Genomic DNA, 6,289 nt, shown 5'->3' with positions numbered 1-6,289 from the left:
CCCGTCCAAAAAGGACGGGCGGGACGCCCATCCCACAATAACAATTAAAATTGTAAGTTATTTAATTCGCGATCCTAATTAAAAAAAGAGAGAACAGCGGCGCTCTGGCGTTCCCATTAGAAAGGGAGAGGCCAAGGGGAGCGAGACTGAGCTAGAAGCGAGATTTGTTCCGCTAATTCAACTTGACACCTACCGCAGGTAAAACCTTAGAAACAGATTGCTCGGACTGTTGCCGAACCGGCACCTCAATCCAGAATTCAGTTCCCTCTCCCGGAGCCGATACGCACCTGATGGCACCTTGATGTTTGTCTACTATTTGATAGCCGATCGCCAATCCCAATCCCGTACCTTTGCCTACAGGTTTGGTAGTAAAAAACGGCTCAAACAAACGTTTTTTTACATTTTCCGTCATGCCCGTTCCATTGTCAGCAATCCGCACGCATACACAATTAGAACTTAAAAGTTCAGTGCGAATCCGAATCCTAGGTAAAAGTGCCAATTCTGAGTAACTTTTTCCGAGCGGTATTTGGAAATTTTGTGCTTCATATAAAACATCAATAGCATTGCTTAAAACATTCATAAATACTTGATTTAATTGTCCTGCCCAGCACTCGACTAAGGGCAAATTTCCGTATTCTTTGATGATTTGAATACCCGGAAAATCATCTTTAGGTTTCAGCCGATTATCCAAAATCATCAAGGTGCTATCAATCCCTTGGTGAATGTCAACCGACTTCATTTCAGCTTCATCCAAGCGCGAAAAATTTCGCAGAGAAAGCACTATCTGGCGGATGCGTTCAGCTCCCAAATTCATAGATTTTAGGATTTTAGGCAAGTCTTCAGTGATAAACTCTAATTCGATCTCTTGTTGTTTCGCTTGCACTTCTGGCGTTGGGTGCGGATATTGCTGCTGGTATATTTCCACAAGTTCCAGCAAGTTTTGAGTATATTCGCCTGTATGGATTAGGTTGCCAGAGATGAAGGTGACAGGATTGTTAATTTCGTGGGCAACTCCAGCCACCAACTGCCCTAAACTGGACATTTTTTCAGTTTGGATTAGTTGAAATTGAGTTTCCTGCAAATTTTTTAGTGCTGTTTCTAGTTCAGCGGTGCGCTGTTTTAGTTGAATTGTGCGATCGTACACTTGCTGTTCTACTTTGGCAGTACGTTCTAGAGACATCAGCAGGTAAATCGTCAAGCTGCCAGTTATCAGCAGCCCGATCGCACAAATGGCCAGCGAACCCTGATGTGTCCTCAGACCGTTGTACCCCTTCCCTGGCAAAACTAGCAGCATCCACTGGCGGTCTGCTACGTTAAATAAGCGAGTGCAAGCACTAGGATTTTGACAGATTTTTCCCCGGAGATTAGTTAACTCTGGCTTAGACAGTTTTGGGTTATCTATCAACTGTTTAGCTTGTGAGTCGTAGCGCACCAGAAAGCGTTCTTTCCCTGTAGCGGAGTTGTCGTAGAGGTAAAAATTAATGCTGTCTAAATTTAGGGATTCTAAAGATAAATCGACCATACTGGTGATCTGAAACAGACCCGCAATAACTCCCCTGAGGTTTTGGCGACCCTTGACCGAGTTATCTAGAGAAGTTGTGCGGCGGGGTACTGGCAGAAATACTTGCAATCCTGGTCGATCGTTGCTGACTAATCTAATCCGCCCGGAAGCAGCTATTTTCCCGGTATTCACCGACTTCTCTAAAGCCCAAGAGCGATCGGGGCTGGAGGCAACATCAAAACCGATCACTTTGGGATCTTCTTCTAGTGCTTCTCTGTAGGCAATTGGAAAATATTCCGATCGCACTTTTGCTTTGACCTGCTTTTTGTCAGAAGTTCGCTCGTAAATTTGAAAGGCCGGAAAACCTTCGGCTCGAATTGCGGCTTCGTAAGCTGCTTTTTCGGCAGCAGGAACGCGCAGAATCCAGTTAAGAGAATGGATGGCCCCTTTGCGGGAAAGTGTAGGCCCAACGAATTGCTTAAAATCTTGTTTGGTAACTTCAGTAGATGCGCTGTAGAATGCTTGAAGTGAGTAAAGAACTTCTAAATTGTTATTGATGCTTTGCTGCAAAGTCAGATTCAGGCGATCGGCTTGCTCATGAAATTGAACTTGCATTCGTTGGTTTTCCGAATGCCACACAAGGGCGGAGGCTGCCAAGGACAAGCTCGTACCGATCCAAAGAGTCAGCGCTGCTGGAATGTACCGACGGTGTGACAGTAAACTTTCCGTCAGCGAATTAAACGAATTGCTCCCAACATTCATAAAAACCTCGCGGTGCCTTGGAAACCCAGTGGCTTTAGCCCTGGGAGGAAAAGGGACACGGGATACTTTAGTATCCCGTCAACAGTCTTAAAATCCATAATTGTACCCATCCTTTTGATGAATAGAAAAACAATATTTGTGACTGATTCCTTGAATTAAGCCCTGGGCTGCTAACACATTAAAACTGCCAGATGAGCGGACAGCCACTCTGCTCGTATAAGTACCAATCTTTTTGCCCGAAGTAACAACGGCTTTTACAATATCGCCTGTCTGGAAACCCTTGACAAACTTAAATTTAGGAACGTACCTCGAAGGAAATCCAAACTTATCGGTGCGACACATCTGCCTTGAACCATGCCCCGTTGCTTTGATATTTAAAGGCTGATTTGCTGACACATAAATCTCAGGTGTATTACCTACGCAAGCAGCATCAAAGAAGTGGGTTTTTGGTAATTCCAGCCGTATGCGGTTGAATTTGGTCAACCCGCCAGAACCCGTAATAATCTCTTTACCTGTCTCTTTTAAGCGATTAAACAAAGCCCATCGAGTCGAGTTAACAGCAGCGGCATCCTTCAACGGGCGCTTAGCTTGTGCCACGATTTTTTTCAAAATATCGGTTTTTTTCGCCAAGAATATCTTGATGTCTTTAGTCCCTTTTTTTGTGTTGCAAGATTCGCAAGCTAAGCACAGATTAGATATTCTATTGGTACCGCCCGACGCTCTAGGATGAATGTGCTCAACTTGTAGCGGTACATTTTCCGCGCCACAGTAAGCGCACCGCCTATCCCATTTTGCAAGAAGATACTCGCGGACTTCGTAGCCTTGCAGCTCCCCTTGTTGATACTCCATCCCTGAAATCTCGGGGTTTTCCATTTTTTGTAAATCAAACCTAACCAATTCCTGAAAGATTGTCTTAACTGGTGCAAGCTTTGATAACTTGTTGACCCAAGTTAAAGTCGTCTCTACTCGGTGTTGGAGGCTGGGAGCTAACCAGCCTTTGGATCTAGTCCGGTTCAAAAATCTCGCTTGGCGATACCTTGTATGCCGACTTCTGCGGTTGCGCCGTAGAGAACGACGCGACTCTAGCGATGCCTTAATTGCTTGAGGGCGATGGGTTAGTTCGGCTACCCAGATCAGATTGGAATTCAGAAGTAGAGCAAACCCAGTAACTTTTGAACCGGGGTCAATCTTTAAAGTGGCAGGCTGCGGGTCTTGAACTACCTTTTTTTTCAAGATTATAGTGAAAGGGTAAAGCCTGAAAACTTTACATTTGCCAACCTTTAACAGTTTGCGTCCCAAAGATGGTTTGCATGGTGTTAGTGGTTTGCGGTTAGCATCTAGAACAAAAACGTAATTTGGTTGGATAGACATTGTTGTGTCCCTTCGATTTCTCGTAAAGTTCGCTTTGCCAATGTTATAAGGGCTTTTTACGCTTGCAACACTATTCCAGTGACCTTAGAATTGTTTAATTGCAAACAACAGAGCGGAAAACTAGCGTCGCATTTTCCGGTGTTTTGACCCCAACAACGTAGCCAGTTAAGGCGATAGCGGGTAAGCACGGCTTTAGCTTATTTGCCAAAGCCCCGTGTCTTCAGACCGGGGTTGCTTACATTCCCACACCTTCTGCCACCGAAGTGCAATTAGTTTAAAGACTTGTGAAGTTCCTTGATAACACAAGAGACCGCCCAGAAACTAAATTGTTTAAAAACTTACGATCGCAGGAATAGGACTTACACCAGTTTAAAAAAAGAATGCAACTCTAGGCAAGCAGCAAACCCGGATAGTCATCAGTCATGCCCAATCTAAAATCTAAAATCTAAAATCTAAAATGGTATTACCCCGAGCGACCCAATTTCTACGAAAATCTTGGTGTGGTAACGAGAAATCTCGGGAGAAACCGGGTTTCTTAGGAATAGTGCATCCACGACTGAGGGATTGCCACCAATTGTAACTAAGTGTAACGAAGCGAGTTCAAATCTGGGCGATCGCCAAGTTACTTCCCCGGAAGCACCCGGTAACCAGAAAAAGCCTTTATCTGGCGGGGCGGGTACTCAATACCCGCCCTACAAAGCCAAGTTAAATGTGGAACAGCTTACAAAACAGTCCCTATTTCCTTCAAATAAACCCGTGTAAACGGTTCATCATCCCCGAGAGTATACTGTTCGATCAACCCTTGGCGGCGAATAGAAATACTATTTCCTTCCCTCACCACAACAGTATCATCATCAGTGCTTTCTCTGACCAACATCATCTCAGTTTCCCCCGGATTGTCCAGCACCACCATATTGCTTCCCTGATAAAACATTCCCTCTGCTTCCAAAATATTTCCGGGATATTCAGCAATTAACAAATCCAGCTTGGGATTCCGCAGCAAACTTTGCACGTTAAGATTGTAATTGTTATTCAAAACTTTCTCAGAACGGTTGACAAAAAGTCCACCGCGACAAACAGCACCGATCGTCCAATCGGGATGTTGCAACAGAATATGGTCGATTGTTTCTTGCAGATCGTGCACTGAAATCCGGTTGAAAGTAATAATCGGAATTCTGGCGGATTTTCCCGAGTCAAAGAAAGTTTCGACAATATGCGAAGGCACATCAACACCTTCGCCGACAGCCGGGTTGAGGTGCATAAAAATTCCGGGCGCGGCATTAATTTCGAGAATCCCAAAATTGCCTGTTTTCCAAGATTTGGCGAGAGTTTCTGTTACTACATCAACCCCCAAACAAGCTAACCGAAAATGTAGGGCGATATCTTGAGCCAAAACAATGTTATCCGGGTGAACATTGCGGGTAGCGTCGATGCTGACGCCGCCTGCGGAAAGATTGGCGACTTTGCGCAGATACACAGTGCGATCGCGCTCTACGACACTATCCAATGACAGCCCTTGTTCTGCCAGATACATTTCCATCGCTTCGTCGGACTGAATTTTGCTCAGGGCCGAAGTTGGCGTATCCAAACGTTGGGGTTTGCGGTTTTCACGGCGGATCAATTCGCGAATTGTTGAGTCGCCATCACCTGTTACCCAAGCGGGTCGGCGTTCAGTTGCCGAAACAAATTTGCCGTTAACGCACAACAGCCTAAAATCCGATCCTTTGATGCTGTTTTCCACAATTACTCGCACCGGTTCTGTTTCGGGAATTGCCTTAACAGCTCTTTTAAAAGCGGCCTGCAATTCCTCACCATCTCGGATATCTGCTGTGACGCCAATTCCTTTATGACCGACTACTGGTTTGACAGCAACTGGATAGCCAATGTCTCTAGCAACTGCCAGAGCTCCGCTTTCTGTGGAGACGATATCGCCTTTGGGGACAGGAAATCCTAATGTAGCGAGAAAAGCTTTACAATCGTCTTTGCGCGTGGTAAAATCTGAGTCTAAATGGCTGTCAGAATCAAAAGTAGTTGCAGAGCCGCGAACAAGTTTTTTGCCGTACCCGTATTGCATCAATCCTTCATCCCACAAATAAAATACGGGAATGCCTTTTTGGGATGCCGATCGCATTAACGAATAAACTGTCGGGCCTCCGTACACAGACTGCCGGAACATATTTTGCAGCGCGTCTATTTGTGCTTCCAAGGGAAAATCTTGATTTTGATTGATGGTTTCAAACCAATCCCAAACAGCGTAAACTACGGATCGCGCGCTGCGGGCGTGAACTGCTTCTATGCTAATTCTGTTAAACTGAGAAAATGGCTTGATGTTCCAGTGTTGGAAGTGCAAACCCATGTCGAGTTTTGCTACTTCTGAGGCGGTACGGCCGAACAGTTGGGCGTGGTTCGAGAAAGTTTCGTGCAGGAGTTGCGGGTAGCGATCGCCAATAATTTCCTGGTAATGTGCGATCGGCAAAGGTTCGCTCGCGCCCGTCAGTGCCAAATCAAAAACTAAAGCCGCTGTTCCTAAATAAGGGTTTGGCCCCATATAGTGTTTGAAGTTGAAAACATCAAAAACATCTGTTTTTCGAGCATTAACGCGAGCTGTTTCGGTGCTTTTTTCTTGCAGCATTTTCTAACCTCCTTTTCGTTAAT

General features: G+C 45.2%; 4 protein-coding genes. 1 reads left to right on the top strand and 3 read right to left on the bottom strand.

The genetic code is table 11. The features are described from left to right. Positions 1-172 precede the first annotated feature (172 nt). Both ACUVJL_RS00465 and iscB read right to left on the bottom strand, forming a co-directional pair. Positions 173-2,263: a CHASE domain-containing protein gene (locus tag ACUVJL_RS00465; RefSeq protein WP_445244034.1), complete on the bottom strand. Its 2,091-nt coding sequence runs from the start codon at positions 2,261-2,263 to the stop codon at positions 173-175. A gap of 87 nt (positions 2,264-2,350) precedes the next feature. Further along, positions 2,351-3,634 (bottom strand): RNA-guided endonuclease IscB, encoded by a 1,284-nt coding sequence (gene iscB, locus ACUVJL_RS00460; protein WP_445244033.1) that lies wholly within the window; start codon positions 3,632-3,634, stop codon positions 2,351-2,353. A gap of 564 nt (positions 3,635-4,198) precedes the next feature. Between iscB and ACUVJL_RS00455 the strand changes: the two genes are divergently transcribed. Next, positions 4,199-4,396: a hypothetical protein gene (locus ACUVJL_RS00455; RefSeq protein ID WP_445244032.1), complete on the top strand. Its 198-nt coding sequence runs from the start codon at positions 4,199-4,201 to the stop codon at positions 4,394-4,396. Here the strand turns inward: ACUVJL_RS00455 and ACUVJL_RS00450 are convergent. Next, on the bottom strand, positions 4,356-6,266 hold the full coding sequence (locus ACUVJL_RS00450) for an ATP-binding protein (RefSeq protein WP_445244031.1): 1,911 nt from the start codon (positions 6,264-6,266) through the stop codon (positions 4,356-4,358). The two genes, ACUVJL_RS00455 and ACUVJL_RS00450, sit on opposite strands and share 41 nt — an antisense overlap. Positions 6,267-6,289 lie beyond the last annotated feature (23 nt).

The organism is Microcoleus sp. OTE_8_concoct_300 (genome assembly GCF_031383065.1).
GTDB lineage: Bacteria > Cyanobacteriota > Cyanobacteriia > Cyanobacteriales > Microcoleaceae > Microcoleus.
Note: the sequence above shows the minus strand (reverse complement) of the source record. Positions and strands in the feature narration are given on the sequence as shown.

Bases quoted from the DNA above. Each gene is read 5' to 3' on its own strand.
- iscB (WP_445244033.1), bottom strand. From the start codon at position 3,634: ATGTCTATCCAACCAAATTACGTTTTTGTTCTAGATGCTAACCGCAAA.
- ACUVJL_RS00465 (WP_445244034.1), bottom strand. From the start codon at position 2,263: ATGAATGTTGGGAGCAATTCGTTTAATTCGCTGACGGAAAGTTTACTG.
- ACUVJL_RS00450 (WP_445244031.1), bottom strand. From the start codon at position 6,266: ATGCTGCAAGAAAAAAGCACCGAAACAGCTCGCGTTAATGCTCGAAAA.